The organism is Trinickia symbiotica (assembly GCF_003028655.1).
GTDB classification, from domain to species: Bacteria; Pseudomonadota; Gammaproteobacteria; order Burkholderiales; family Burkholderiaceae; genus Trinickia; species Trinickia symbiotica_A.
Window position 1 is genome coordinate 40,629 of record NZ_PYUC01000021.1, and the last position, 26,284, is coordinate 66,912.

At 59.7% G+C, this 26,284-nt stretch carries 29 protein-coding genes; 17 read left to right on the top strand and 12 right to left on the bottom strand.

Annotation, left to right across the window (positions count from 1 at the left end; genetic code table 11):
• Positions 1-82: 82 nt before the first annotated feature.
• The 8 genes from C9I57_RS29085 to nifE all read right to left on the bottom strand — a co-directional run bounded on the left by C9I57_RS29085 (position 83) and on the right by nifE (position 5,598).
• Positions 83-556, bottom strand: coding sequence for a DUF2325 domain-containing protein (locus C9I57_RS29085; protein ID WP_107154006.1), 474 nt, complete (start codon positions 554-556; stop codon positions 83-85).
• Positions 557-640: 84 nt separating this feature from the next.
• Positions 641-1,210, bottom strand: coding sequence for a nitrogen fixation protein NifQ (locus C9I57_RS29090; protein WP_107154007.1), 570 nt, complete (start codon positions 1,208-1,210; stop codon positions 641-643).
• Positions 1,211-1,226: 16 nt separating this feature from the next.
• Positions 1,227-1,535, bottom strand: coding sequence for a ferredoxin III, nif-specific (gene fdxB / locus C9I57_RS29095; protein WP_102607400.1), 309 nt, complete (start codon positions 1,533-1,535; stop codon positions 1,227-1,229).
• Between the two features lie 17 nt (positions 1,536-1,552).
• Positions 1,553-1,762, bottom strand: a complete 210-nt coding sequence (locus tag C9I57_RS29100; RefSeq protein WP_258187883.1) for a CCE_0567 family metalloprotein — start codon at positions 1,760-1,762, stop codon at positions 1,553-1,555.
• On the bottom strand, positions 1,762-2,256 hold the full coding sequence (locus tag C9I57_RS29105; RefSeq protein WP_107154008.1) for a NifX-associated nitrogen fixation protein: 495 nt from the start codon (positions 2,254-2,256) through the stop codon (positions 1,762-1,764). Before C9I57_RS29105 ends, C9I57_RS29100 begins: the two co-directional genes overlap by 1 nt.
• The gene (gene nifX / locus C9I57_RS29110; RefSeq protein WP_107154009.1) at positions 2,249-2,665 is read right to left on the bottom strand and encodes a nitrogen fixation protein NifX; all 417 of its coding nucleotides are present in this window, start codon (positions 2,663-2,665) and stop codon (positions 2,249-2,251) included. Before nifX ends, C9I57_RS29105 begins: the two co-directional genes overlap by 8 nt.
• Positions 2,662-4,077, bottom strand: a complete 1,416-nt coding sequence (gene nifN / locus C9I57_RS29115; protein ID WP_107154010.1) for a nitrogenase iron-molybdenum cofactor biosynthesis protein NifN — start codon at positions 4,075-4,077, stop codon at positions 2,662-2,664. The genes nifX and nifN overlap by 4 nt, the downstream gene beginning before the upstream one ends.
• Before the next feature lie 21 nt (positions 4,078-4,098).
• Positions 4,099-5,598 (bottom strand): nitrogenase iron-molybdenum cofactor biosynthesis protein NifE, encoded by a 1,500-nt coding sequence (gene nifE, locus C9I57_RS29120; protein WP_107154011.1) that lies wholly within the window; start codon positions 5,596-5,598, stop codon positions 4,099-4,101.
• Between the two features lie 363 nt (positions 5,599-5,961).
• Here nifE and C9I57_RS29125 point away from each other — a divergent pair, with 363 nt between their 5' ends.
• The gene (locus C9I57_RS29125) at positions 5,962-6,630 is read left to right on the top strand and encodes an ankyrin repeat domain-containing protein (RefSeq protein WP_258187887.1); all 669 of its coding nucleotides are present in this window, start codon (positions 5,962-5,964) and stop codon (positions 6,628-6,630) included.
• Between the two features lie 12 nt (positions 6,631-6,642).
• The gene (locus C9I57_RS29130) at positions 6,643-7,149 is read left to right on the top strand and encodes an ArsC/Spx/MgsR family protein (RefSeq protein WP_107154013.1); all 507 of its coding nucleotides are present in this window, start codon (positions 6,643-6,645) and stop codon (positions 7,147-7,149) included.
• 54 nt (positions 7,150-7,203) lie between these two features.
• Here C9I57_RS29130 and C9I57_RS29135 read toward each other — a convergent pair whose 3' ends face one another.
• Both C9I57_RS29135 and nifA read right to left on the bottom strand, forming a co-directional pair.
• Positions 7,204-7,398 (bottom strand): 4Fe-4S binding protein, encoded by a 195-nt coding sequence (locus C9I57_RS29135; protein WP_102607351.1) that lies wholly within the window; start codon positions 7,396-7,398, stop codon positions 7,204-7,206.
• A 193-nt stretch (positions 7,399-7,591) separates the two neighbouring features.
• Positions 7,592-9,262, bottom strand: coding sequence for a nif-specific transcriptional activator NifA (nifA, locus tag C9I57_RS29140; RefSeq protein ID WP_107154014.1), 1,671 nt, complete (start codon positions 9,260-9,262; stop codon positions 7,592-7,594).
• A gap of 410 nt (positions 9,263-9,672) precedes the next feature.
• Between nifA and nifV the strand changes: the two genes are divergently transcribed.
• Both nifV and C9I57_RS29150 read left to right on the top strand, forming a co-directional pair.
• A complete protein-coding gene (nifV, locus tag C9I57_RS29145) occupies positions 9,673-10,809 on the top strand; it encodes a homocitrate synthase (RefSeq protein WP_107154015.1) in 1,137 nt (378 codons plus the stop codon).
• 158 nt (positions 10,810-10,967) lie between these two features.
• Positions 10,968-11,726 carry an IclR family transcriptional regulator gene (locus tag C9I57_RS29150; RefSeq protein ID WP_258187888.1) on the top strand — a complete coding sequence of 253 codons (759 nt, stop codon included), beginning with the start codon at positions 10,968-10,970 and terminating at the stop codon, positions 11,724-11,726.
• A 222-nt stretch (positions 11,727-11,948) separates the two neighbouring features.
• Here C9I57_RS29150 and C9I57_RS29155 read toward each other — a convergent pair whose 3' ends face one another.
• Entirely contained in the window at positions 11,949-12,881 is a 933-nt protein-coding gene (locus C9I57_RS29155; RefSeq protein ID WP_102607347.1) for a LysR family transcriptional regulator, read from the bottom strand.
• Between the two features lie 90 nt (positions 12,882-12,971).
• Here C9I57_RS29155 and C9I57_RS29160 point away from each other — a divergent pair, with 90 nt between their 5' ends.
• From C9I57_RS29160 to C9I57_RS29180, 6 genes are all read left to right on the top strand, one after another.
• On the top strand, positions 12,972-13,982 hold the full coding sequence (locus tag C9I57_RS29160) for an EamA family transporter (RefSeq protein ID WP_107154017.1): 1,011 nt from the start codon (positions 12,972-12,974) through the stop codon (positions 13,980-13,982).
• 268 nt (positions 13,983-14,250) lie between these two features.
• Positions 14,251-14,949 (top strand): iron-containing redox enzyme family protein, encoded by a 699-nt coding sequence (locus tag C9I57_RS29165; RefSeq protein ID WP_440130256.1) that lies wholly within the window; start codon positions 14,251-14,253, stop codon positions 14,947-14,949.
• Between the two features lie 10 nt (positions 14,950-14,959).
• Positions 14,960-16,195 (top strand): ATP-grasp domain-containing protein, encoded by a 1,236-nt coding sequence (locus C9I57_RS29170; protein ID WP_107154019.1) that lies wholly within the window; start codon positions 14,960-14,962, stop codon positions 16,193-16,195.
• A gap of 213 nt (positions 16,196-16,408) precedes the next feature.
• Positions 16,409-17,593 (top strand): homocitrate synthase, encoded by a 1,185-nt coding sequence (locus C9I57_RS29175; RefSeq protein WP_107154020.1) that lies wholly within the window; start codon positions 16,409-16,411, stop codon positions 17,591-17,593.
• The gene (locus tag C9I57_RS33480) at positions 17,593-18,054 is read left to right on the top strand and encodes a hypothetical protein (RefSeq protein ID WP_258187884.1); all 462 of its coding nucleotides are present in this window, start codon (positions 17,593-17,595) and stop codon (positions 18,052-18,054) included. Before C9I57_RS29175 ends, C9I57_RS33480 begins: the two co-directional genes overlap by 1 nt.
• 8 nt (positions 18,055-18,062) lie before the next feature.
• A complete protein-coding gene (locus tag C9I57_RS29180) occupies positions 18,063-18,911 on the top strand; it encodes an ATP-grasp domain-containing protein (RefSeq protein WP_258187885.1) in 849 nt (282 codons plus the stop codon).
• Between the two features lie 20 nt (positions 18,912-18,931).
• Here C9I57_RS29180 and C9I57_RS29185 read toward each other — a convergent pair whose 3' ends face one another.
• The gene (locus tag C9I57_RS29185) at positions 18,932-19,843 is read right to left on the bottom strand and encodes a LysR family transcriptional regulator (protein ID WP_107154036.1); all 912 of its coding nucleotides are present in this window, start codon (positions 19,841-19,843) and stop codon (positions 18,932-18,934) included.
• A 177-nt stretch (positions 19,844-20,020) separates the two neighbouring features.
• Here C9I57_RS29185 and nodB point away from each other — a divergent pair, with 177 nt between their 5' ends.
• The 7 genes from nodB to nodS all read left to right on the top strand — a co-directional run bounded on the left by nodB (position 20,021) and on the right by nodS (position 26,281).
• Entirely contained in the window at positions 20,021-20,608 is a 588-nt protein-coding gene (gene nodB / locus C9I57_RS29190) for a chitooligosaccharide deacetylase NodB (RefSeq protein ID WP_233216019.1), read from the top strand.
• A 20-nt stretch (positions 20,609-20,628) separates the two neighbouring features.
• Complete coding sequence (gene nodC / locus C9I57_RS29195) at positions 20,629-21,987, top strand: chitooligosaccharide synthase NodC (protein WP_107154037.1); 1,359 nt, start codon at positions 20,629-20,631, stop codon at positions 21,985-21,987.
• A gap of 194 nt (positions 21,988-22,181) precedes the next feature.
• The gene (gene nodI, locus C9I57_RS29200) at positions 22,182-23,111 is read left to right on the top strand and encodes a nodulation factor ABC transporter ATP-binding protein NodI (protein WP_107154022.1); all 930 of its coding nucleotides are present in this window, start codon (positions 22,182-22,184) and stop codon (positions 23,109-23,111) included.
• Positions 23,112-23,114: 3 nt separating this feature from the next.
• Complete coding sequence (locus C9I57_RS29205; RefSeq protein ID WP_223258766.1) at positions 23,115-23,903, top strand: ABC transporter permease; 789 nt, start codon at positions 23,115-23,117, stop codon at positions 23,901-23,903.
• Between the two features lie 29 nt (positions 23,904-23,932).
• Entirely contained in the window at positions 23,933-24,772 is an 840-nt protein-coding gene (locus C9I57_RS29210; protein WP_308836379.1) for a sulfotransferase, read from the top strand.
• A 122-nt stretch (positions 24,773-24,894) separates the two neighbouring features.
• The gene (locus C9I57_RS29215; protein ID WP_107154023.1) at positions 24,895-25,485 is read left to right on the top strand and encodes a NodA family N-acyltransferase; all 591 of its coding nucleotides are present in this window, start codon (positions 24,895-24,897) and stop codon (positions 25,483-25,485) included.
• Positions 25,486-25,645: 160 nt separating this feature from the next.
• Positions 25,646-26,281 carry a nodulation methyltransferase NodS gene (nodS, locus tag C9I57_RS29220; protein WP_102607393.1) on the top strand — a complete coding sequence of 212 codons (636 nt, stop codon included), beginning with the start codon at positions 25,646-25,648 and terminating at the stop codon, positions 26,279-26,281.
• Positions 26,282-26,284: the final 3 nt, after the last annotated feature.

Genomic DNA, 26,284 nt, shown 5'->3' on the forward strand with positions numbered 1-26,284 from the left:
GCCGCCACTGCACCGTGGCACCCGTGTTCGTGCCACCCGGAAGGCAGACGCCGTTGCAAGGATTCTGCCCGAGTACTGTCACTCACCCCCTCATGCAGAATCCGGGGTGCGGCAATGCTGCACGACGGCACGGCTTGCAGGCCGCTTTCAGCAAACCTGCCACGAAGCTCCCCACACTCGAGGTCCGCAATGCGATCCACGGCACGCCGTGGCGCGAACAGAGAATACGCAGCGCGGACAGCGACTCTGGATCAATGGTATCGAGCGGACACAGCACAGCGTCGACACCACTCAACAGTGCTGTAAATCGCCTCTCACGGGCGCTTCCGTCAGCGTCAATCAGGGCAATGTGATGGATGAATGTGCCCCCGTTATGCGCCAACCGCTCCCGCAAAACTGCGTTGCTTCGTGGACGACCTCCGACATAGACAAATCGACGTCCTGCCAGCAACTCATTCAGCGCGCCACCATCGAGCAGTACCCGCTCAACCCACTGCAGCTCATGGGCGAGACTCGCGAGGTGGGCGTGGAGACGCCCTTCACCAGACGCCGTCATCGCACGCTCTCGTACAAGTGCGCATAGCACTGGCTGTCATAGGTCGGATACCTCGTTTGTGAGTTTTATTCCGGGAGGAGCTTCCTACTCAGGCCCGAAGCAATGCGCCCAATCGGGACAAAGGCCGCAGCTCGGCGCCTTGCAGACAACCAGCCCCTCGCGTTCGCACAGTTGCTTGTAAAAGAACTTCTTCCACTTCATGCCGTAAACGTTTTTTGCCGCGAGCAGCGGAAACCAGTAGCCAAGCAACGCCGACAGTTCGCGCCGCGACGGGAGCCTCAGGTCCTGCCAGAGGTGATTAGCGCCCGGAAACGCGCAGGCCAATGCGTGGGCCACGCAATGCACTTCGTCGGTCGTCCCGGCGCCTGGATCAGCACCTGCCTCGAGCAAGACTACGAGGTCTTCCATCTCGTCGTGCCGCGACGCGCACCGAAAAGCTACATCCGATGAGTCCCATCCCAGCGACAATGCACTGTCAGCACCTGGAAACCAGTGTGCAAGCAACCACTGGGTTTCTAGGGCGTCTAATCCACGGATAGGCAGAACGTGCACACCGGCCACCTCAAACGCCGTCGAAAGCACGCCAGCGAGCGCCAGTATCGTCGGGCTGTCGGCGCTTACAGCATGGCGCATTAAAGTCGCGTGGAATTCCATAGCCGTGCGGTCTTGGTCAGAGCTGAGCCACCGCGTGCGTGTAGCACTTTTTCGGACAAATCCTCGCGCATGCGGTACAGCCAATGCACGGGGCCCTGTGCGCGATCGTCATCACTTTCTTTTCGTACTCGTCGTCATTGCTGTCGTCGCCGTCGAGCGGAACATAGGTACCGCTCGCGTCAAGCCCCACGAGTTCTAGTACACCACGCGCACAAACCCGGAAGCATCGTCCGCAGCCGATACATTTCTCCTGGTCGAGCGTGGACACGAAGGTCGGTGTCCACATCTCGCCACTCGGAAGCTTCACACTGAAAGTCTCGCTCACGTCAGTCTCCCGCACGGTCACGCCGACGCCGCTGCGGCCTTGCGCGCTTCCATCAGCGCAGCGTGAGCGTCGTAGCAGCGCTGCGCAACCGCCAGAATCCGCTCCCAATTCGTCGGCAGTTCCTCAGATAGATCGTGCAGATCAAACTTCGCTTCCAGGGCCTGTGCATGGAGCCTTTTGAGGCGTGCCTTCATGACTTCCGTAGTGTTCATCATTTCCTCGCTCATCACACGCCGTACTTGGCAACTGCCGGCCAGGCGCAGATCATTTCGATGGATTCACTCACCAGGTTGCTGCCCGCCTTGGCCAGCTTCTCGAGCGACGGAAAACCGAAGCGGTGCACTTCGCGCAGCTGCTTGTTGACGACCACAAGCCGGCCCGCAATCAGCACTATCCGCCCGAATCCCTCATGGCTCATCTTCGTCATCGGCGAGACCATCTGTCCAGTTTCGAGTTCAATCGCCACCGCGATTGCGTTATAGAACAGCTCCAGCCGCAAGAGCGTCTCGGGATTCGGGTCGCCCACGATCGGAATCGCGCGACGCTCTTCCGCGGTCAGGATGTACGGCTTCAGCAATCTCTGGTCGCTTGTCCCATTCCACGAGCCGTGGGGCAGCTGCGCACGCAGCTGCCAGACCAGCTGCTGGACGAACGGGGTTGCAAGAAGCACCTCTTCGCTCGCCGCATCGACGGCGTCCTTCTCAAGATTGCCTTCACTCATGAGCTACCTCGTCGTCCTGAGAAAAATCGTACGACCGCAGCCGGTCCTTCGCGAGCGCTTTGCGCAGCCAGGGCGGTGGCGTACCTTTCAGCACGCCGCTCACCTTCTCGAGAACATCTTCGATCAGCTCTGCCCGCGGCACCTTGATCGGATGGATCTTTAGCGCCACGACGCGCGCCGCCCCCGCGCCGCCAATCGCGGCGACATACAGGATCGCGCAGTCTCGGACGGCCTCGAGCTTGGGCGCGAGCTTGTCGTCGTCACCGTCCTCCTCCAGATCGCCGCCGAAGTCGAACGCCTGGACAAACTTATGGCCGTCGGTCGTCACGTCGTACGTGACAATAGTCTTCGCCGAGCCGAAGTGTGCGTCGATGTGCACTTTGTCCTGAGTTGCAAATGCGATTTTCATGGGGTGGGCTCCTCGTAACATTCGTAGCCGGTCGCAGCGACCGGAATCTCTACTCCTCGGGCGGGATCGCGCGCGGCCAGATCAGCCGCCGACTGCGGAAGCGCCCAGTCGGCGGGGCCGTAGCGAGGAATCTGCTCGATCATCAGGTTTGCGACCTCGAAGATGAGGTTCATCGTGCCTCGGTAGCCGACTTGGCAGCGGTGAGCATTTCCGATCCTGTCGAACACGGGAAAGCCTACGCGCATGAGCGGCTTGCTGAGGCGCTCTGCCATCTGCCGACCGTGGGAATTTGTGATAAGGAGATCGCAGCCGCTTGCGGCGCTCTCCATGTCTTCGAGATCGCCGAGCACGACTTCGCTTGCGGGCAGAAGTGCGTGCGATGGCGACGCGGTCGTGCTGACGCAGACCGATAGTTCGGCGCCCATCTCGTGCAGCAGTGAACCGAGCGCGAGCAGCAGGTCCGGCTCGGCGCCGAGCGCCACCTTGATGCCGCCCGTGTAGAAGTGTCCGTCGAGCATTGCATCCAGCAGTTGGCTACGTTGCCGGCAGTACTTTGCAGGAACCGACCGGCCCGACAGCTGAGCAAGGCGCTGTAGCAACCGATCGTTGGGTTCCAGTCCGGTGAGCCGCTCGAAGATTTCGAACGGCGTACCTGCCAGCGCCTCTAGCGCCTGAGCCCCCTCGCGGGTCTGCTCGCCCACGCCGATTGTCAATGCCGATGCACCGGCCGCACGTATCCGATCTAGCGTCGTACCGCCAAGCGTCGTGCCGCGCCAGTCCTGAGGGATGTGACCATCGAGCGAGCCAGACAGGTCCGGCAGCACGATTGCATCGAGCCCGAACGCGCTGATGGTTGTGCGCAGTTCGTCGATGTCGCCCGGCGACAGATGGCTACCGGGCAGCACCGTTACCTGCCTCGCGACGCGCGGCAACGGCTTTACCAATGCCTTCACGATCGCGCCGAGCGCACGACTATAGCCATCCTCGAAGCCACCGACATAGTCTGGCGTCGACACGTAGATGACCTCCGTGCTATCCAGCTCTGGCTTGCGCTTGCGCACCATCGCGAGATAGCCCTCGACATCGTCGCCCTTTGTTTCAGTGAGCCCTGTCGAGCAGACCGCAATGACCTTTGGCGCCGCGCGTTTGTGGATATTCAACAGTGCTGTTTCGACGTTGTCGTATCCGCCAAGAATGGTCGTGACCTCGTTCATTGCAGTAGTCTGCAGGGGGATAGCCTCCTTGAAATGGCGCACCATCAGCACGAGACCGAACGACGTACACCCCTGGGGACCATGCATCACCGGCATGCACGCGTCGAGCCCCATGAACGCATAGCACGCGCCTAACGGCTGGCTCATCTTCAGTGGGTTGACCGCACACGCCTTGTTGGATTCGACAACGACAGCCATTGTCTCCGCTCCCCGCTGTGCTTAAGACGCGAAGGCCGACTCGACACCTACTGCGCGGGCGCGCACGCTTTCCAGCGGCGGCACGGGCGTGGCGAGCTCGGGTACCTGTCGCTGCACGGCATCGAGCCTCTCGCCGTCGTCCCCCCACGGCGCCGGGATACGGACCTGCTGCCAAACGGGGTTGTGCATCGCGCGGTCGATTTCGCACACCAGTTCGACGATGCCCTCATACCCGGCGTATGGATGATGGCGCTCCTGGTTGATATCGAGCCAGGGCATGCGCGCCTTCAGCGCAACGAATTGCGAACGCCCGCCGGACAACATGATGTCAGCCCTTGCGTCGCGGAGCATCTTGTACATCTCGTGTGGCGCCATATTGTCGATCATCTGCGCACCGTCGCCCATAATCTCGTGGATCCTCTCTCTATCCTCCTTGGTACTCTTCTTTACGCTTGTTCCGACAATCTCGAGCCCAACCTCCTGCAGCGCGGCGACAACAGACCACGACTTCACACCGCCCGTAATAAGCAGTACGCGTTTGCCCTGCAGGCGCTTGCGGTACCGCGCGATCCGCCCCCACGCCCGAGCCTCTTCTGCCGCAATCAGGCGCTCTGTCCGCCCTATCAGGTCATCGGGTGCGCCCTGTTGCACCAGCAGCCTCACCATCTGGCGCAGCGTGTCGCTTACGTCGCCTATCCCATAGAAGGAGCCCTCGAAATACGGAATACCGTAGCGCTGCTCCATCTTCGTCGCGATGTTGATCATTGACTTCGAGCACACCATCACGTTGACCTTAGCCCGGTGCGAAGTCGCGATCTCGCCGTATCGGCCGTTGCCAGAAATGCACGAAAGAATACGAATACCGAGAGCGTCGAGGAGCGGCTTCGTCTGCCACAGTTCGCCCGACAGGTTGTATTCGCCGATGATGTTGATGTCGAATGACGTCGTGTGTGCCGGCTCACGTGTGCCGATCACGTAATCGAGAATCGCCTCGGCGCCGAGCTTGTTACCGAGATTCTTCGAGCCCGCGAAGCCGGGCGCGTTCACCGGAACGACGGGTTTACCGAACTTTTCTGACGCCCGCTTGCAAACCGCTTCGACGTCGTCGCCGATTAACGCGGTCACGCAGGTCTGATAGACGAACACGGCGGGCGGGTCGTATTTCTCAATGATTTCGCGCACGCTCCTGAACAGCCGCCTCTCACCGCCGTATACGACGTCGAGTTCATTAATATCAGTCGTGAAGCCAGTGCGATAGAGCGTCGAGCCCGAGGATGCCGCATTGCGGTTATCCCACGAATTTCCTTCACACGCGATCGGCCCGTGCACGAGGTGCGCCACGTCGACGACTGGCTGCAGCGCGACCTTTGCGCCGTCGAACGCACAGCCGCCCGCTGACGCGCCTGGCGAGAGCTGCCTCGTGCAGCCGGACTTGCGCTCCTTCTCGCTTTTGGCTTGGTTCCTTTCGCAACCGCGTTCGTCGAAGACCTCGGCAATCTTTGCCTTGAGGGAGGCAGACATACAAGCTCCTGACTATCTGGTCCGCACCAACTCGCAAGTTCCGCACCATGATTTCCGTCAGCGCGGAACGCGCCGCTGCGCCGCTTGGTCCTATCTCCGGTTGTCCTCCTCGATAGCTACATTGGGATGCGAGCGCGACTGTCGTGTCTTGCGCTTCCGATGTCAGCTTCCGCACAATCGGAGCAGTCCTTGTCGCGAAGGGAACGCACGCTCTGACCGCTGAACCCGCGTCTCGCGCTCTGAGTGGCATTGGGTCGATTGGCATGGTGGTTGCACCAGCGCTGGCCACCAACACACCCACACGCTTTAGTCGTCCCGCCCGTGGCTCAGACGCCGCCTTACAACTGCAACAGGACCATGAATATGCCTTTTCCTCTCACACCGCTATCAAGAGACACCGACACGGAGCGAGCACTGCGCGCCGACAATGACGCGACACCTCTCCCCGCGCTAGTCGCGACTTGGCTCGCGCGGAACGACTTTCCTCATCCCCTTTCGCGCAGCGTCAACGGCCTTACGCCATTGATGCTAGCCGTGCGACAAGACGATCACGCTGTGATGAACGCGCTCATCGCGCTTGGCTTGCAGATCTATGCGGTCGACGACGCCGGCAACAACGCGCTTTGGTATGCGAGTACCGGCGGTTCACCTGCATCGATCGTTCGCCTCGTCGATGCAGGTATCGATATTGACCACGCGAACGATGACGGTATCACGTGCCTCATGCAGGCAGCGGCGAACGGCAGGACCGAGGTAATGCGGTTGCTAATTGCGCAAGGCGCGAATGTCACACTATGCGCGCCGGACGGACGCAGCGCGATGGACATCTTGGCAGATCGCGACCGTGACTTGCCGTGCGCGACACTTCCGGTCGATCGCCGACAGATGCCGCACCTTGGGCTTATGTTATCGGCGTCTAGATTATCTGCATGCCGCAGTGCCAATGACAGTTCTTTTTATACCGGCGCATCTAAAGATCACGAGTTTTGCGCTCGTCCTACACGAAGGCCAACCGTGAAACCATTCCGCTGAAATCGATCCAAAATGACACACGTGATTTTTTACGAAAAACCCGGCTGCAGCGCGAATGCGGCGCAGAAGGCGCTACTCATCGCCGCCGGGCACACGCTCGAGGTGCGCAATCTGCTGCGCTGGCCATGGACGCCAAAAACGCTGTTCGCCTTCCTCGAGCCGCTGCTTGTTCCCGAATGGTTCAACCGCGCGGCGCCCGAGATAAAGTCGGGTCGGCTCGCGCCCGAATTGCTGGATGCTGCAAGCGCACTCGCGTGCCTCCTTGCCGAACCACTTTTGATCCGCCGTCCACTAATGGAAGCTAACGGCATGCGGGTAGTCGGTTTCGATGCCGAGCATGTGGACGCGTCGATTGGGCTCGGCCCACTGAAGAAGGCCCAGATCGGCGGCAACTGTCCGCTCGGAGACCGTTCGGCGGCGAGCTGCACGCGAGTATCCTCGGAGCCGCTCCGCGACGACTCCAGCACCGCGTGCAAGAGGAGAATTCAACGCAACCTTAATGCGGAGTGGCGCGAGTAAAGGCTGCAGCGCGGCAGATAATCGCTCAACCGCGACCCAATCGAAGATCGGGGATTAACAGTGCACTATGCACCCGTCCACAGGGCACACAGCGACGCACTGCGGACTATCGAAGTGGCCTTCGCATTCCGTGCACTTCTTCGGGTCGATGGCAAACACACCGCCTTTCTCGGTGATCGCGACGTTCGGACATTGCGGCTCGCAAGCCGAGCAGCCTGTGCAGGTTGACGCAACAATCTTGAGGCTCATGGAGATGCTCCTTGTCGATACGATCTATCAGATCACCGACGCGAGATCCGTGCCAAGCGACAATACCTCCCGTGCATTTAGCGACGTCGTTACAAAGTGGACAACGCAAGTCAACTCCGCCCACATCCAACGGCGTGCGAGGCGCAGTTCACTTGCCGCATGGCGGGGAGCACACGGTGCGCGTCGGTGACGATCAGAAGCGCCGTACCTTGATCCCGTGCTTGCGCAGTGCGTAGCCGATCTGTCGCGGCGTGATTTTGAGAAGCCGCGCCGCCTTCGCCTGCACCCAGCCGCAGCGCTCCATCGCCCAAATGAGCCGTTCGCGCTCGCCATCCGGCCTGTCGTCACCGTTCGGCAGGTTGAGCCCTACGTGATCGCGATCAGTGCCATTGACCCTGCTCGATGGTGGCATCGCGGCGCTCCGCAGCGAGTCTGGCACTTCGCTAATTGAGATGTCTGACGGGCCTGCAGGGCGCACGGCGTCCTCTCGCTGGATATGGTGCAACACTTTCGCGGTGCATCGATCGGACTCGCAGAGGAATGAAAGGCGATCGATCGTGTCATGATGCGTCATCGTCGCCGTACGCTCAATGCAATTCTCGAGCTCGCGTACGTTACCGGGCCAATGACAGCTCATCAGCACGCGCATCGCGTCATCGCTGAAGCACAGCGAGCGACCGTGGTCGCGATTGAAGCGATCGAGAAAGTGCTGCGCCATCGCGGGAATGTCGTCGCGCCGCTCGCGCAGCGGCGGCAATGGAATACTGACGACGTTGATCCGGTAGTACAGATCCGCACGGAACTCGCCGTCCCTCACCATCCGCTCTAGATTTCGATTGGTGGCAAAGATCAGCCTCACGTCGACTTTCACTGGTCTCACGCCGCCCACTCGTTCGAACTCGCGCTCCTGCAACACGCGCAAAAGTGTTGCCTGGAAGGACGGCGAAATATCGCCGATCTCATCGAGGAAGAGAGTCCCGCCCTGCGCCAGTTCGAATCGTCCCTTGCGTTGACATTGCGCACCCGTGAACGCGCCTTTTTCATGGCCAAACAGCTCGCTCTCCAGCAGCGATTCCGTGAGCGCCGCACAGTTGACCGAGACGAATGGTTGCTCCCTGCGCGGTGACAGGCGGTGAATCGCACGTGCGATCACTTCTTTGCCGGTGCCGCTCTCGCCGCGTAATAACACCGTTGTGCGCGTCGGCGCGACTTGATGGACCTGTCCGAATACCTCCTGCATCGGTGCGGACGTACCGACCACTTGATCGAGCTGCAGAACGGGACGGACCGTCTTCCGGATGCGCCAGACTTCGTCCTGCTTGCCGCCGCGCGTCGTGCTCGCCCCCAGATGGAGCAAAAGCGCCTGCGCCATCGGCGTCGCAACCACCTTCATCAGGTGCAGGTCGCTCGCCAACAGGCGGTTGCCGCCTGGATTCTCGCAGAATGCGACCAGCACACCCAGAGGGCGCCATTCGTGCCGAATCGGCACCCCGAGCAGGGCCACGCTATCATCGTCGGGAGCACCCGCGCCCCCTGTGCGGTCGAGGAACATCGGCTCGTCGCGCACCGCGGGCACGATTACGGGCGACCCGATTGTGTAAATCCGTCCGACGATCCCTTCGCCGGGCAGAAAGCATACGCGCTGCCGCCAGTCCTCCTGCAGCCCCGTGCTGCATAGACCCCGCAAACGTCCGTCTGACTCTGCAATGGCAATGAACGCGGAACGCCAGCCGAGCGCATATGCCATGTAACGCAACGACGTATCGAATGTCTGCCTCACGTCCTCCGATGAGATGAGCGTCTTGCATATTTCATAGATCACATCGAAATCGCAAGAAGTCGCTTTGGCATGGATGTTCGGCATGGGTTTATTCGCTCCAGCGATGGGCTCTCCGGGATCATTGTGCGCATGCTAGACGCGGTGGCGAGCCACAATCCGTACCGGTTCGTACGAATCTGGACGGCGCGGGCACGTGCATCCACGAAGCCGACAACAAAATCGCCGCTGCAATGTCGGAAATGAACGACAAAGACAACAACACGTTTCACTGAGTCCACGATGCTAACCGAAAAAGTGCTGGCGGGACCGTGCGACTTCCTCTATCTAATTCATTTTGACTCCGCTCCACAATGGACGAAATGATGAAGAAAATTGTCGGGAACAAGACACTCACGACATGCCGACGTCCTGATTGTCGCTCGGACTCGTAGCGCCAAGAGAGGGTTGGCCCGCACCTTGCAGGTACAACCGCAAAGACTCGAGGGATCGCACCCATGTCGACTCCGATCATCAACGCCACGACCTTGCGCGACGGCGAGCAGACTGCCGGCGTAGCATTCACTGTCGCAGAGAAATGCGCAATCGCGACCGCGCTATCTGGGGCTGGCGTCCCCGAGCTCGAAGTCGGTATTCCCTCGATGGGGCCGGAGGAAATTGCGTGCATTCAAGCAATTGTGGACTTGCGTCTCCAAGCCAGAGTTATGGTATGGGGCCGGCTAACGCTCAGCGATCTAGCTGCCGCGCTGTACTGCAATCCCGACATCGTTCACCTGTCCATCCCAGTATCTGACACTCACTTGCAGTACAAGCTGCGGCAGCCACGAACATGGGTGTTTGCACAAATCAGGCGAGTGGTCGGCGAGGCAGTGAAGGACGGCCTCAAGGTGTCGCTCGGCGCAGAAGACGCGTCGCGCGCGGATCCCGCATTCGTTGCCCAAGTCGCGTGGCTCGCCCAGAATTGCGGTACACAGCGGATCCGCTTCTCGGACACAGTCGGTGTACTCGATCCATTCTCCACCTATGAGGCAATCGCGCGGCTGCGCGACGCGGTTGATATCGAGATCGAGATTCATGCGCACGATGATCTAGGGCTCGCGACTGCAAACACGCTTGCCGCGCTACGTGCCGGCGCCACACATGCGAACACGGCCGTCAACGGCCTCGGCGAGCGAGCGGGCAATGCATCGCTCGAAGAAGTCGTGATGGCCGCGCGCCATCTTCTCGGCCGGGACACAGGCGTTGATACGACGGCGCTCGTCGGCCTTTCGCGGCTCGTCGAACAGGCCTCGGGCAGGACCGTTGCGTTTGGCAAGAGCATCGTAGGAAGTGGTGCTTTCACGCACGAATCGGGGATCCGTGCCGACGGTCTTGCGAAGAACCCCGCTACGTACGAGGGCTTCGACCCGGCCCAACTTGGCCGCAAGCGCTCGCTCGTGCTAGGCAAGCACTCCGGTTCGCAAAGCGTGCGCCAAGCCTATGGCGCGCTCGGCCTGACGCTCAGTGAGCGGCTCGTACCGGTTCTGCTCAAACGGATCCGCCACCACGCGACCGAACGCAAGCAAGAGCCCGACGAGCGTGATCTATATCGCTTCCTGATGGAAGCGAGCAACGTCGCGAAAGAGCCGCCATAAGCGACATCCCTCGTGCCACGTTCGCTTCAGGCTGCAAGGCGATCTCGATGCCGAACGCACTGCTCGACAAGCCTATACGTGCTCGATCCCGCCGATCGGCTTGCGCTCCGCATTTAAAGCCCAGGTCACGTCCCCCCCCCACAAAACATAGGCACCGCATGCGACCAAGACCAATCCCCGAAACAAGCGCCGAGGGCGCCGCCACGCTCGACCGTGCATTCGCGATTCTCTTTGCGTTCCGCTTGTCCGGCCAGAAAGGCCTCTCATTCGAGGAGCTTGCCGCGCGCACCGGGCTCTACAAAAGCACGGTCCTACGATTGACAGCGTCGCTCATGCAACTCCGGATGATCTATCGAGACGACGACGGCCGCTACCAAATTGGACCCACAGCGCTGCAACTGGGCGCGCTCTATCAGCGCGGCCTGCAACTTTGTGATGCAATTTTGCCGTCGATGCACGCACTGCGCGACGACAGCGGTGAGAGCCTCTCGTTTCACGTAATGCGCGAGAAGTTAATCGTCTGCCTATGCCGCTTGAATTCGTCGCGCACGGTCTGCGATCACATTCAAGAAGGCGACGTACAGACGATGACCGAAAACGCCGCCGGCTATGTGCTAGCTGCATTCAGTCATGCACCCGGTAAGCGCTATGAGCAAATCCGGTACGACTGCTGTTGTGTATTGCCAGGTCAGCATGAAATGGATACCGCCAGCATCGCCGTTCCGGTGTTCTCGGCGATGCAGTCGCTCGCTGGCGCTCTCGCGTTGACAGGAACCGCGTCGCGCATCGACGTAACTCGGCTAGGCCGGATGAAGCGGCCGATGATTGAGGCGGCGATCGCCGCGAGTAAGCGATTGGGCAGCGATGCCGCACCGCTGCGCGCCGCACTAAGGTCAATCGAGCGAAAACAGAATTAGCAAAGCCGATTGTTAACGGCGGCACTTGTTGATGGATACGGAATCGGATTGCCTTTCTACCACAATACCCAATTATGATGATGAAAGTCGTTCGGATCGCTATCATTATTCATGTGGGGAGAAATGCACTGTGGGCTGAATGCTTCACGCGTCCAGCGAAGCTGCGCGAGCGCGAAAATTGCCAATTCCCTCCTCCACCCAATCCGCGACTCGTGCAGAAAATCACGAGCTGCAGCGGCCTGTTGATGCGCTCCCTCTCGAGTGGAGCACGTCGTCATCGGACGAACCTAGCTGCAGCGCCCGAAATAAGAAGCGCTGAAGCGTCGTTGCCGCTGGCGTGCAGCCGTCCGCATTTCCGTGGCTGAACAGCCCGAATTCGGCCACGGGCGGCGTCGGCAGACCGGCAACACACGGATCAATTGCATGCATCGTATCGCGGCGCACATTCCAGTCGAGTAGCACAGCAACACCGAGCCCGGCCTCGACGGCCGACTGGATTGCGGACAGGCTCGTGCTCACGCACGCGACGCGCCACGCGATGCCGGCTTCGCGCAACGTCTCGAAGAAGTTTTCCTGCCATCGACATGCTCCGCTGAATGCCACAATCGGTAGGGGGCCGCCGCGTAAGTCAGCACTGCGCGTACGCGCGGCTGCCCAGCGAAGAGGATGCCGCCAAGTGACGAGCGGTTCGGCGTAGATGTGCGCAGGATCGCCGATCGCGAAATCGAGCGTGTTGCTCGCGAGCCGCCGGGATAGCGCGGGACTCGAGTCGACGACGATTTCGAGCGCGACATCGGGAAACGATGCCGAAAACTGGCGCAGCGCGTGCCGAAGGTGACTCATTGCGATATCCTCGAGAATGCCGACCCGTACCGCGCCTGAGATGTCGCCCGCGTTCAGCGCGGCACGCGCGGCGAGGCCGATTTCGAGCAGCTTGTGCGCGTACGGGAGTAGCACGCTGCCCGCCGGCGTCGGCTTGACGCCGCGCGGCGAGCGCTCGAGCAAACGCTGACCGACTTGGTCTTCAAGGCGTCGAAGCGCCATGCTGATAGCAGCCTGAGTGCGATTGAGTGCTATCGCGGCATTGCTCACGCTACCCGTTTCCACCACAGTCACAAAGATACGCAGTAGCGTGCTGTCGAGATCGCGAACCATCAATTTTCCTCATGCAAACATAAACATTATCAGCTTACACCAAGCGTACAGCTGCGGTTAGCATCCTCATCAAGGACGCGGAGAGGATGCATGAATCAAGAATTAAATGCAAAGGAATTAACGGCAAAAGAACCCGAGCGCAAAGCGCCGAATTTGTCAAAATTGTTCTCACGCGCCGTTGCACCGCTGCTCGTCGTCGCATCGATGTGCAGTGTCCAACTCGGCGCCGCGCTGTCGCGGCCTGCGACGCTAGAGTACGGCACCATTAGCATAACTTGGCTGCGGCTCTGCTTTGCGGCCTTCGCCCTCGCGGCCATCATACGGCCGCCGCTGAACACGTATTCGCGGAAGCACTGGTTCGCCGCGATCGCGCTTGGCAGCGCGGCAGCATGCATGACGCTGTGCTTCTTCGAGGCAGTGCGCCGCATGCCACTCGCGCTTGCAGTCGCGATCAACTTCCTCGGGCCGCTCGCGGTCGCGACGTTCAGTGTACGCAAACCGGCATTGCTGGCGTGGCCGGTTCTCGCGGCAGCCGGCGTGCTACTACTCATTCGCGATAACGGTACGTGGGTTGTCGCCTTGGCCGACCTGGTCTTCCCGATCGGGGCGGCGTGCGGCTGGGCCGCGTACATCGTGTTGACGAAGCACGTCGGGACACTGTTCGAGGGACTAGAAGGACTTGCCGTGTCACTGATCACGGCTGCCGTCGTCACGACTCCCTTCGGACTCTTACAAAGTGGGGGCCATTTGCCTCCCAGACAACTGATTGACGCCGCGTATCTTTCGGTGCTGGTACCGCTCGTCCCATACGCCCTAGAACTGATCGCGCTGCGCCGAATGAGTGCGTCAGTGTTCGCCATTCTAATGAGCGCGGAGCCTGCGATTGCGGCCGCAATCGGCTTCATCATACTTCAACAACCGATGAGCACGTCCCGGATCTTTGGCACGCTCTGTGTTATCACCGCGAGCATCTGCGCGATTCTGGTGGAGAAACCGATCTCGCTGTCAGCAAGGCGGCGCGTTCGTGCAAGGGATTCACGACAGTCGGCGCTACGACCAGAAACGCGGAATCAACCCGCTTCTCCCGACGCAGATCAATGAAAGGGGCATCGAAAGCTTTGACGTGCCCCGTCTCACAAAGGCGGGGTTGGACTGGAATCGTCGAAAAGTGTTCCGCAGTACCGCCTTCTCATCGCGCAATGACTTGCCGCGGTTTCGGCATGGCAGTAAGGGGTTTTCCGCAAGTTCGAACATACAGAATTGCTTCATCTACAGACCACCTGGCTCCCGGCTTCCCACGATCGGAGTGGGGACGGCACCGGTTGCACCGTATTCCTGTCTTTGTTTTCTGATTTTATCTGGAGGTTGAATGATGGTAAGGAACGACCGTGCACGTCTCGAACAAGTAGCGGCGCATGGAATGCAGCAGATGTTCACCGCTTCGCCGGAAACCGCGGCGTTTCATCGTGGCGAGTGGATCGACAGCGAATACTATCGTCGGCACCTCGTCGAAACAGTGCTGCGTATCCGCCTCAACAATGAAGTCGACGCATTCGCGCTTTACAAGATAGGTTCCAAGGACAACGCGCTCGCGCAGACTCTCGCGCAATACATCTCCGAGGAATATGGGCACGAAGGGCTATTCCTGCGCGACATTGAGAAATTTGGCCTGACGGCCGATCAAGTGGACCACATCGCGCCATTCCACAGCACCGACAAGCTGATCGGCTACTTGTACCTGAGCATCTGCCGTGACGGTCCGCTGCCGACGATGGTATGGAACTGGTTCGTCGAATGGTATTCGGATCTCTACAACAAGACGATCACCTCAGCTGCCGCCCGCGTGTTCGGCGACCAACACGTGCAGGGTTCGCGCCGCCATATCGAGTATGACGAAACGCACTTTCATGACGACCTGATGTGGGCCGCCGTGCAGCGGTCAATCGACAGCTGGGGTGGAATCGACAAGGCGGAAACGTATCTGCGCCACTTCATCGCGCTGATCGGCGAATACTTCGATGAGTTGCGCGCCGCGACCGTTCCGCAGCCCAAAACCGCCGCAGCGTAGGGAGCGTTCCATGACCGCAGTCATCGTCGTCGAACCGGCATCGTCGGGCACGGCGCTTATCGCTGCCGCTGCGCGCCTTGGAGTCGCCGCGCACGTATTCTCCGCCGACCGCGACGAGCGCGTTGTGCCACCTGAACTGCGCGCTGCGGCCGCTTCTTTCACGACGGTGGATACTGCGTCGGAAAACGCGGTTGCGGCAGCCGCGCGTGCCGTCGGCGCCGATGCGATCGTGCCCGGTTTCGAATACACGGTCTGCCCGGCTGCGGAAGCGGCCGCGCAGCTCGGCCTGCCGCATCTGCCGCTGGAAGCGGCGACGCTCGCGCGCGACAAGTACCAGAGTCGGAAACGCCTCGCAGACGCCGGACTCGCGGTGCCACGCTTCGCCCGAATAACAGATTCGCAAGACATCGTGGCGGCGGCTTCGCTGGTCGGCTTCCCGGCCGTCCTGAAACCTGTCGACGGCTGCGGCAGCCAGCTCGTCACGCGAGTCGACTCCCTGCAGGAACTGCGGTTTATGGCCGAGCGCGCCATGCGCGCGGTTGTTGTCGATATGGGCTGCAAGATCGGCCAAGCTTTGCTGCTTGAGCAATATCTCGAGGGCCCCGAATACAGCATCGAAGGCTACATCGGTCCACTTGGGCCGCGCGTAGTGGCAGTGACCGAGAAGCTGCTCGGCCCAGAGCCATATTTTGTCGAGATGGGACATGTCGTCGAAGCGCCGCTCACACCGGACCGTCGAGCGACACTTGTTGCATATGTCGAGGCGGTCGCGAAGTGTATCGGCCTCACGCTCGGCGTGTTCCATGCAGAGGCTCGCATTACCCGAGACGGCCCGGTGTTGATCGAAATGGCCGCGCGGCTCGGCGGTGATCGGATCTACCGGCTCGTCGAACTCAGCAAATCGATCTCGCTGCCGGAAGTAATGATACGTGGTCATCTCGGCGACGTGGTTCCGACGCCCGACTGCAAAGAGGCGCTCGCGACGTGCGTGAGCGGCGTTAGGTTCCTCGCGACCTCAGCGGAGCGGTTCGCCGGTGCCGCGGGCATCCAAAAAGTGCGCGCACTGCCCGGCTTCCAGGAGGTCGAGGTCTACTCGCACATCGGCGGTACGGTGCCGCAGCTGACTGACTTTCGCGGCCGCGTCGGGCATGTACTGTTTACCGCCTCGGATCGACCGACGCTCGATTTCCGCCTCGCCGAAGCCCTGCGCATGCTTAGACTCGATCAATCCTGTATCGACAATTGATGATGCCATCTTGCCGCGGCGCCATCACGCATTCGGCCGCAAGGTCTGCTAAGGCACGGTCCTCGCGCGGTTCCGCTACCGCGACGCATCGGAAAACGAAATCGCCGCAGCAATCCGCGCGGTGCCGCACGATTTCCGCATAGCGCTCACGGATGTCATGAGCGCGAATTCATGCGCGAGAGGCCATGGGCGATAACCCGAGAGATTAGTGAAATGTCTGCACCGATTATCAACGACACCACCCTATGCGACGGCGAGCAAACCGTCGGCGTCGCGTTCACACTCGATCAAAGATGCGCGATCGCGGCCGCGCTGTCTCGAGCCGGCGTCGCCGAAATCGAAGTCGGCATCCCCGCCCTGGGCGAAGACGAAATCGCGTGCATCAAGGCGATCGTCGACTTGAATCTCGACGCCCGCCTGATGGTATGGGGGAACCTGACTCAACGAGACCTTGCCGCGGCGTTGCGCTGCAATGCCGATATCGTCCACCTCTCAATTCCCGTTTCGGACATTCGTTTGCAGGACAAGCTGCAAAAGCCGCGCAGATGGGTGCTGGAGCAAATCGTGCGCGTCATCGCCGAGGCAGTGAAGAGCGACCGCAAGATTTCCCTCGGCATGGAAGACGCCTCGCGCGCAGACCCCGCCTTCCTCGTGCAAGTGGCGCGCTGCGCGCAGCAACACGGCGCGCAGCGCGTGCGCTTCGCCGATACCCTTGGCGTGCTCGATCCGTTTTCGACCTACGAGGCCATCGCAAGGCTGCGCGATGCCGTCGACCTCGAGATCGAAATCCACGCGCACGACGACCTCGGACTCGCCACAGCCAACACGCTCGCTGCCCTGCGGGCGGGAGCCACCCACGCGAACACCACAGTCGACTGCTTGGGCAAGCGAGCCGGCAATGCGGCACTCGAAGAGATCGTTATCGGCGCGCGACACCTGCTAGGACGGGACACCGGGATCAATACCGAGGCCCTGCCCGCAGTTTGTCGACTAATCGAATGGGCGTCGGGCCGCATCATTTTTTCCGACAAGAGCATCGTTGATCGCGGCGTCCTCACGTCCGACCCCAGCGATCGCACCGGCGGCATCACGAAGCATCGCAGGACACACGAGGAGTTCGAATATCCCCAGCCAGGACGGCAGCGGTCGGTAGCACTCGGAGAACATTGTGGCCCCCAAAGCGTGCACCAGGCTTACAGCGCGCTAGGCGTGAGCGTGGCCGAGTGGCTCGTCCCACTGCTGCTCGACCGCATCCGTCATTTCGCCGCACAGTACAAGCAGGCTCCAAGTGCAAGCGACCTCTATCGCTTTCTCGCAGAAGCTGGTGAAACGCTCGATTTGCGACTTGCTGAAGCGCTTCGCGCGCTCAAACTCGATTTGTCGCGTACCGATAGTTGATGAGACCAAGCAACATGACGCTCAATCCGTCCTCCGAACGCAATCGCATCGTCGTACTGAACCGTTGGTCTGACGACTTCGCCGCCTACCATCGCTATATCGACCATACCGCGCATGATGTCGCATATGTCTGCACGCCAAACGGCGCCGCGGCGCTCGCTGCGCCGCGCATCGCGCACGTCGAGCACGTGCCCGATTTCGTCGACGAGCGTGCGCTGCATGAGGCCGTGCTCGCGTGCAGCGCGGCTCTCGGTGGCATCGATCGGCTGATCGCGCTGTCCGAATTCGACCTGATGGCGGCTGCCCGCCTTCGTAACGCGTTCGGCATCTTTGGTGACCGGCCCTTCACAGTCGTACGCTTTCGCGACAAGGCCGTCATGAAGCGTGCCGTCGCAGCGGCCGACCTGCGTGTGCCCCGCTTCGTCGCGATGAAAGATGTCGTGTTCGAGATCCGAAGCTGATTGGTGCCATGCGCTTTCCGCTCATCTTGAAGCCGCGCTCAGGCGCGGCAAGCGCAGGCGTTCGGCGCGTCGACACGCGCGCGCAACTAGATGCGCTTTGGCCAACGCTACCGCTTGCCGACTATGAATGCGAGGAGTACATCGAAGGGACCATCTACCACGTTGACGGGTTCGTTGCGGGCGGGGCATTCGCGATTGCGCGCGCGTCCCGCTACGTCAACACTTGCCTCGACTTTGCACAGGGCAAGCCCCTCGGCTCGGTGATGCTCGATCCGGGACCGTTGAACGATGCGCTGCTCACGTTTGCGCGTGCGTGCCTGCACGCACTAGCATTGAGCGACGGTGCATTCCATATCGAAATAATTGATGGCGTCGATGGTCTTTACTTCCTTGAGGTCGGCGCCCGCGTGGGTGGTGGAGAAATTCCGTTCTTATTCCGTGATCTGTACGGCGTTGATCTGTTCCATCTGTGGGTCGCGCAGCAATCCGGTGATAAGGCACATTTCGACGCACGGCTGGCAGCCACACGAGCCGTATCGGCGTCGCCCAGGCGCGGCGGCTTTCTGATGCTGCCCGAGCCAATCGGCAGCCGGTTCGTCGACGCCGAGTTGCCAGAAGGAATCGCGGCTCTCTACCATGCCATCTTGCCGAAGCGCAATCATGTATTCGATGGCAAGGGCGGCTACGACACGATCCTCGCGCGGTTCCGTTATCGGGGCACGTCGGAAGACGAAATCGCCGCGGCAATCGACACGACGCTGCGCGAATTCCGCTTTACGCTTACTGACGTTGTGACGAGCATGAACCGGGGTGGGCCCCTGGACGATTTGCGTGACCGTACCCCTCGGCCCACCTGAGTTCTCGCTCATCCCGTCGTTCACTTGATACTGCTTCGAGCCTCTTGCAGTAACAGCCCGCGCATCCAGACACTCGCTGGATCACCATTATGAAGCGCAGGCCATTGGATGGTCTCAGTGAATGTGGAAAGCGGCAGAGGAACTTCAACGATCCGCAGCGGTACGAATTCCGCGAAATACTTGGCCAGCCTCAAGGGGATTGTAGCGATACGCTGGGTACCTGACAGCATTGGCGGGATCATGCTGAAGCTTGGAACCACGACTTCGGCCCTCCTCTTGAGCCCAAGATCGAGTAAAAAGAATTCCTCGATAGAGGCTTTGCGCCCGCGTCCGAACCTCACGGTAACGTGCCCCATCGAGATATATTTGTCGAGCGAGAGCCGCCGCGATAGCTGTTTGTTCGTCGGACAGCCCACGCATACGAGCCTCTCGTCGAGCAGCCGCACTTTGGGGTGAGTATTACTGAGGAACAATTCCGGCATGATAAGAAAATCCGCCTCGCCCCGCCGGAGTATGTCATTGGGGTCGTCGTCGAGGGGTAGCAATTCGAAACTGACGGAGGGCGCCTCCCGCGCCACGCGCCTTACGACCTTTTGAAAATACACGAGCATCATGAAGTCGGAGAGGCAGATCCGGAAACGGCGATTCGACTGGGCCGGGTCGAACGCATCTCGGGAAATGATGGAAAGCTGAATATGCAATAGAGCTTCGCGAACCGGCCCGGAGAGTTCCATCGCGCGCGCTGTCGGAACGAACTCGCGCCCCCTCATCACGAACAATTCGTCGCCAAAATAGTCGCGTAGCCGAGCGACGGCAGCACTCATCGCTGGTTGGCTGAGATTGATGCTTCGCGCCGCCATTGTCACGTTACGCTGCGTCATCAGCGCATCCAGCGCGACGAGGAGATTGAGATCAAGGCCTTTGAAACGCATTTTTTTTACGGCATCCACGTCATGGATGCATGTCATCGAAACAATTAATTTTACAAATTTATCGACGTACTGCAAAGTTCGCATCGTCCTGAACGAAAGCAACCAGCCTTCGTAGCCTCATATCTTATGAACTTTGGAACTACAGGGCCGCGACTCTGCCAACATCGCGACATCTACTTGACGTTTGACGACGGACCGAATTTGTCTTGCACACCGGATGTACTTGACCTACTCGCGCAACATCGGATTCCCGCAACGTTCTGCGTTATCGGTGCGTACGCGGCGGATCAGCCAAAGCTCATCGAACGGATGGTTGCCGAAGGGCACGAAGTAGCCAATCACACGATGACTCATCCTGATCTGTCCAGATGTGGGTCTGATGAGGTACAGCGCGAAATATTCGGTACCAACAGGATCATTCAGACGGCGTGTGCCGAAGCCAAGGTGCGACACGTGCGTGCACCGTACGGAATATGGACCGAAGAGGTATTCGCTGTATCAGCAAGAGCGGGGCTGGCAGCCCTGCACTGGTCGGTGGATCCAAAAGACTGGGCTCGCCCCGGTGTCGATGCGATTGTCGATGCGGTGCTGACGTCCATCCAGCCAGGCTCAATCGTGCTCTTGCATGACGGCGTACCTCCCGCCGAATCAGCAGGTTGCTCTAATGCCCAATCGCGCGATCAGACGCTCATGGCGCTTTCCCGTCTGATCCCTGCACTGCACGACCGCAAGTTTGTATTCAGCTCACTTCCTCAACGCCACTGAGCAAACTGATCTCTATGAACATGAACGGCGCTGCCACAATCAACACCGTTTCAGTTTTGTTGTATGCACTTCTATCCACCGTATATAAGGGCGTGCAGTACTTTCACACTCTGCCGACAAGCGGTCCTCCGGCGTCGAACAACACGGTCGGCGCCGACTTTCTACCGGACGTGGACGTCGTCGTACCGTGCTTCAACGAAGACCCGCGCACGCTCCGGGCATGTTTGGCCTCCATTGCCGCTCAAGAATACGCCGGACGATTGACAGTCCATGTGGTCGACGACGGCTCCAGCAACTGCAACGCGTTGAGACCGGTACACCGCGCGTACGCGCACGACCCGAGATTCAACTTCATTCTGCTTCCCAAAAATGTTGGAAAGCGCAAGGCGCAGATTGCCGCAATACGCTTGTCATCCGGAGAATTGATACTCAACGTCGACTCAGACACGACACTTGCGCCCGACGTCGTCAAGAAGCTTGTAGTGGCAATGCGAGATACCGCAATCGGCGCTGCCATGGGCCAATTGAAGGCTAGCAACCGGGGCGATACTTTGTTGACCCGTCTAATCGATATGGAGTACTGGTTGGCCTGCAACGAAGAGCGTGCCGCTCAGGCTCGCTTCGGCGCCGTTATGTGCTGCTGCGGTCCCTGTGCCATATATCGACGCACCGCGCTTCTTTTGCTGTTGGACCAGTACGAGACACAGCTGTTTCGGGGAAAGCCGAGCGACTTCGGCGAGGATCGACACCTCACGATTCTGATGCTGATGGCAGGCTACCGAACCGAGTACGTTGCAGATGCCATCGCGACCACAGTTGTTCCAGACCGGCTACGGCCTTACCTGCACCAACAACTACGCTGGGCGCGCAGCACTTATCGTGACACGCTGCTTGCGCTGCGACTACTGCCTAGCCTCGATCGCTACCTCACGCTGGACCTGATTGGGCAGAACCTAGGTCCGCTGTTGCTTTCCCTATCGTTGCTATCCGGGTTCCTGCAGCTCGCGCTGACTGCCACAGTGCCCTGGCTGGCCATTCTCGTCATCGGAGCAATGACCACCATTCGCTGCAGCGTGGCAGCAGTTCGGGCTCGTCAGATCCGATTCCTCGGGTTTACTGTGCACACGCTGATCAACGTCTTTCTCCTACTCCCGGTGAAGGCCTATGCCTTATGTACGTTGAGCAACAGCGATTGGCTGACCCGCGGTTCCGCAGGCAATGTAACAAATGAGCAGAAAGAAGAGGTCAATACCCACGATCAGGCCAAGAAACAATGTGCGACGGGATCGCGGGCAGCTGACGCTCAGTCTGGTCAGCCGCATCTCACGCCCGATTCGTCGACATTGGTGACGCGTGACGAGTTCGTCAGCAGCGAGTGACCTCTTGCTATATGGGATGCCGACTCGTATTCGCGCAGTAATCGTCCGCTCACAACGTCGGCATCATCCCCAGGATGCCAACCCTTCCCTGTTAGCGGCTCGCCCACACGTGATGCCGCGTCTTCGGTAGACCCGGGCGTTTGCAACGAAATTGGGCGCGGCATAGAGGCCCTTTCACTTTAAAGCAAATACATATGCTTCTTAGCTCCATGCCCACAACAGCAATCAAGTTCACCGGCGTAAGGAAGTCATATGGCGGCAGGAGTGTTGTCGATGGATTGTCGTTCAGCGTTGAACCCGGGGAGTGCTTCGGCCTGCTCGGACGAAATGGCGCAGGCAAGAGCACGACGGTGCGTATGGTCCTAGGCATGGCGCTCCCTGAAGCAGGCAAGATCACGGTGCTCGAAGAACCGGTGCCGGCACGCGCTCGCTCGGCACGCGCGCGCATTGGCGTGGTTCCGCAATTCGACAACCTCGAGCCCGGCTTCACAGTGCGGGAAAACCTGTTGGTATTCGGACGCTACTTCGGCATGAGCACACGTGAAATCGAAGCAGTGATGCCGTCGTTACTCGAATTCGCTCACCTCGAGGGCCAGGCGTACTCGCGCGTTACTGACCTATCTGGTGGCATGAAGCGCCGGCTGACACTGGCACGCGCGCTGATCAACGACCCACAGTTGCTGGTAATGGACGAGCCTACAACTGGCCTCGACCCGCATGCGCGCCATCTGATCTGGGAACGCCTGCGCTCGCTGCTGGCACGCGGGAAGACAATTCTTTTGACCACCCACTTGATGGAGGAAGCCGAGCGGTTTTGCGATCGACTTTGCATCCTCGAGGATGGGCGCTGCATCGCCGAAGGCCGCCCTCATGCACTAATTCAACAATGGATTGGGAGCGACGTGATCGAGATCTACGGCGGCGATCCGCACGAGTTGCGTTCGCTGGTTGGGCCGTACGCGCAGCGCGTAGAGGTAAGCGGTGAGACGCTCTTTTGTTATGCGGCCGATCCGGCTCTGCTGCGCGTGCAATTGCGCGCGCGTACGGGTCTGCGCCTTCTACAGCGTCCCGCGAATCTGGAAGATGTGTTTTTGCGGATAACCGGACGTGAGATGAAGGACTGAATGATGAGTGAAGCATATCTGACGGCCCTGCCAGCGAACGCTTGGAACTGGGGTGCGGTATGGCGCCGCAACTACCTGGCATGGAGAAAAGCCGCGTTCGCGTCGCTTCTCGCAAATCTCGCCGACCCGATGATCTACCTGTTTGGGCTTGGCTTCGGTCTTCGAATAATGATAGGCAGCGTTGACGGAACTCCATATATCGCGTTTCTGGCGGCCGGCATGGTCGCAACGACCGCGATGACCTCCGCTACTTTCGAAACGATTTATGCAGCGTTCTCTCGCATGCATACGCAGCGCATGTGGGAAGCGATATTGTGCACACAGCTCACACTCGGCGATGTCATTCTTGGTGAGTTGGCATGGGCCGCCACCAAGGCCTTTCTGGCCGGAACTGCGGTTATGTCGGTCGCCGCTATGCTGGGCTATGCAGCACTCCCATCTGTCCTCTACGTCATGCCAGTAGTGATCCTCACCGGCCTCGCCTTCGCAAGCCTGGCAATGATCCTCACTGCGGTTGCACCCAGTTACGACTACTTCGTGTTCTATCAAACGCTCGTTCTCACGCCCATGCTCTTCCTAAGCGGCGTGATTTTCCCGGTCGGCCAACTCCCCGGTGTTTTTCGGCAGCTAGGGCAATTCTTGCCGCTGGCGCATGCGGTCGATCTCATTCGTCCGGCGATGCTGGGGCGCACAGCGGGCGGAATCGGCCTGCATATCGGGGCACTTTGCGTCTACTCCGTGTTGCCGTTCTTCCTGTCGACGGCACTTTTTCGCCGGCGCCTCATGTCTTGACAAAACTTGGGGCTAATCCGAGTTGGCCCATGAACCGCATCATGGAGATACATGTAATGAACTCCGCTACGCCACCCCCCCAGCCATTTGTAATCCTCGCGATGCCGAGGACAGGTACACACTATCTGGAAGAATTGCTGAACGAGCATCCGAACGTATCGAGTAATGGCGAGTTGCTCAATCGGTATGATGCGAATTGGGCAGATAGCGATCGCCTGGTACGTAGCGATCAAGAACTCCTGAAGCTAGCCTACCAGCATTATCCCCCCCGGGCCGGCAAAACAAATGTGGCGCATGTGGGTTGCAAGATCAACGAACCGCAGTTTCATGATCGCCCGGGATTCTTTGATGAGTTGACCCGCTGGCCGGGCCTCAAGGTGATCCTCGTGGTTCGAGAAAACACCTTGGAATCGCTGCGATCGCTGAAACAGGCGAGGCAAAGTGGTCAATGGCTGAAGTTTGGTTCGGACAGCGATTCGGCTCTGCCGCCACGCGTCAGATTGACGGTCGAAGACTGCGAGACCTACTTCAAGGCTGCCGACGATTTCCACGCCCGTGTGGCGCGCACGTTCGCTTCGACCAACATGTTGGCGATCGACTATGAAAGCCTTCTTGAGGAGCCGTGTGCATGCCTTGAGAAGATCTGGAAATTCCTGGGGGCAGCGGCGCATCCCTTTTCAGGTGGCACTATCCTTCAGCGCCAAGAAGGCCGATCGCTGGATCAAACGTTAGAGAACTTCCATGAATTGAAGCGCCACTTTGCAGGGGGGCAGTATGCGAGGTTTTTCGAGATCGGGGCGATGAAAGGCACAAATACATGCCACGAAAGCGCTGGCCGTCACCCATCCATATCTTCACGTTTGCTCTAGAAGCATTCGATTTGATCAATCTTGCGGTCGCTATGTAGCGACAGAAACCGTTTTACACGGTGCGCGACGTCGCTGCGGCCGCGTTGCGGCGGCACGAACGCGTCGAAAACAGGTGACTTTACATGTCCTCAAAGGTGCAATGGAGACTGTGCTGGGAAAACGAGCTGCAGCTCTCCGACCATGTCCAATTGGCTGATTTCTTTCGAAAGACCTATGGGCCGACTGGAGCCTTCAACGCAAAACCGTTCGAGCGCGGCCGAAGCTGGGCTGGGGCTAGGCCCGAACTCCGCGCAATCGCCTACGATTCGCACGGTGTGGCGGCTCACATGGGTTCGCTGCGTCGCTTCATCAAGGTTGGGGAGGTCGATCTGCTCGTAGCCGAACTGGGATTGTACGGCGTACGTCCAGACCTCGAGGGGTTCGGAATCGGCCATTCGATACGCGCGATGTATCCCGTGCTGCAAGAGCTTGGCGTTCCATTTGCTTTCGGTGCCGTTCGACATGCACTGCACAACCACTTTGCGAGGTTCTGCCGGCACGGTCTTGGGACGGTTTTATCGGGAGTCCGCGTGCGATCGACGCTCCCGGACATGCACCCCCAGTTGCCGCCTACGCGCGTTGAGGATGTACTCGCTGTGGTGTTGCCAATTGCCAGCTCGATGAGTGAGTGGCCGGCTGGTACGTTCATCGATCGCAACGGTCCGGAGCTATGAAACGCTCCACTCACCGATCTGAAATACGAAGCGGGTTTTCCTGCGGTCGCTATGAGTGCGGCACGTTCAAACTGCCCGCGATTTTGGCGATTCGCCTTGCTACGTTTTTTGAAGATGGACGGTGCTTGGCGACACTTGTAGCGGCACGGTACGAAGGGAGGTGACATTGACACATGAAACGAATTTCCAATTGCTGCATCGGGAATTGGAAGCAGACGATCCGTGGCGACTCGACAGCAATCCGTTCGAGCACGAGCGCCATAGGCAAATGCTTCATCTGTCACTGTCCAAGGGGTCCATCAAAAGCGCACTCGAAGTCGGATGCGCGAGGGGAGCCTTCACGGAAAAACTGGCACCCCATTGCGAACGGCTTACCGTGATTGATATCGTGCCACGTGCGATTGCCAGGACACGCGAACGGATGAAAGACGCACCTCACATCAACTGGATCGTCTCCGATGTCCAGCATTTCCGGAGTAAGGAACAATTCGATCTGATCGTCGTAGCGGAGGTTCTCTACTATCTCGACGGCATCGCCGAGGTGCGCACCGCTGTCCGCAATTTGGCACGGATGCTTGCGCCCGCTGGTCAGCTGGTATTCGGCTCTGCACGTGACGCCAATTGCCAGCGATGGGGTCACATCGCTGGAGCAGAAACGGTCATAGCGATCCTGACAGAAGAGCTGGTTGAGGTCGATCGCTTGAGCTGCATCGGTCAGTCGCTGAATGAAGATTGTCTGCTCGCGTGCTTTCGTAACCCGGCTCCGGTTTCGGATGAAACAGCTTTCCATCACTAGGCA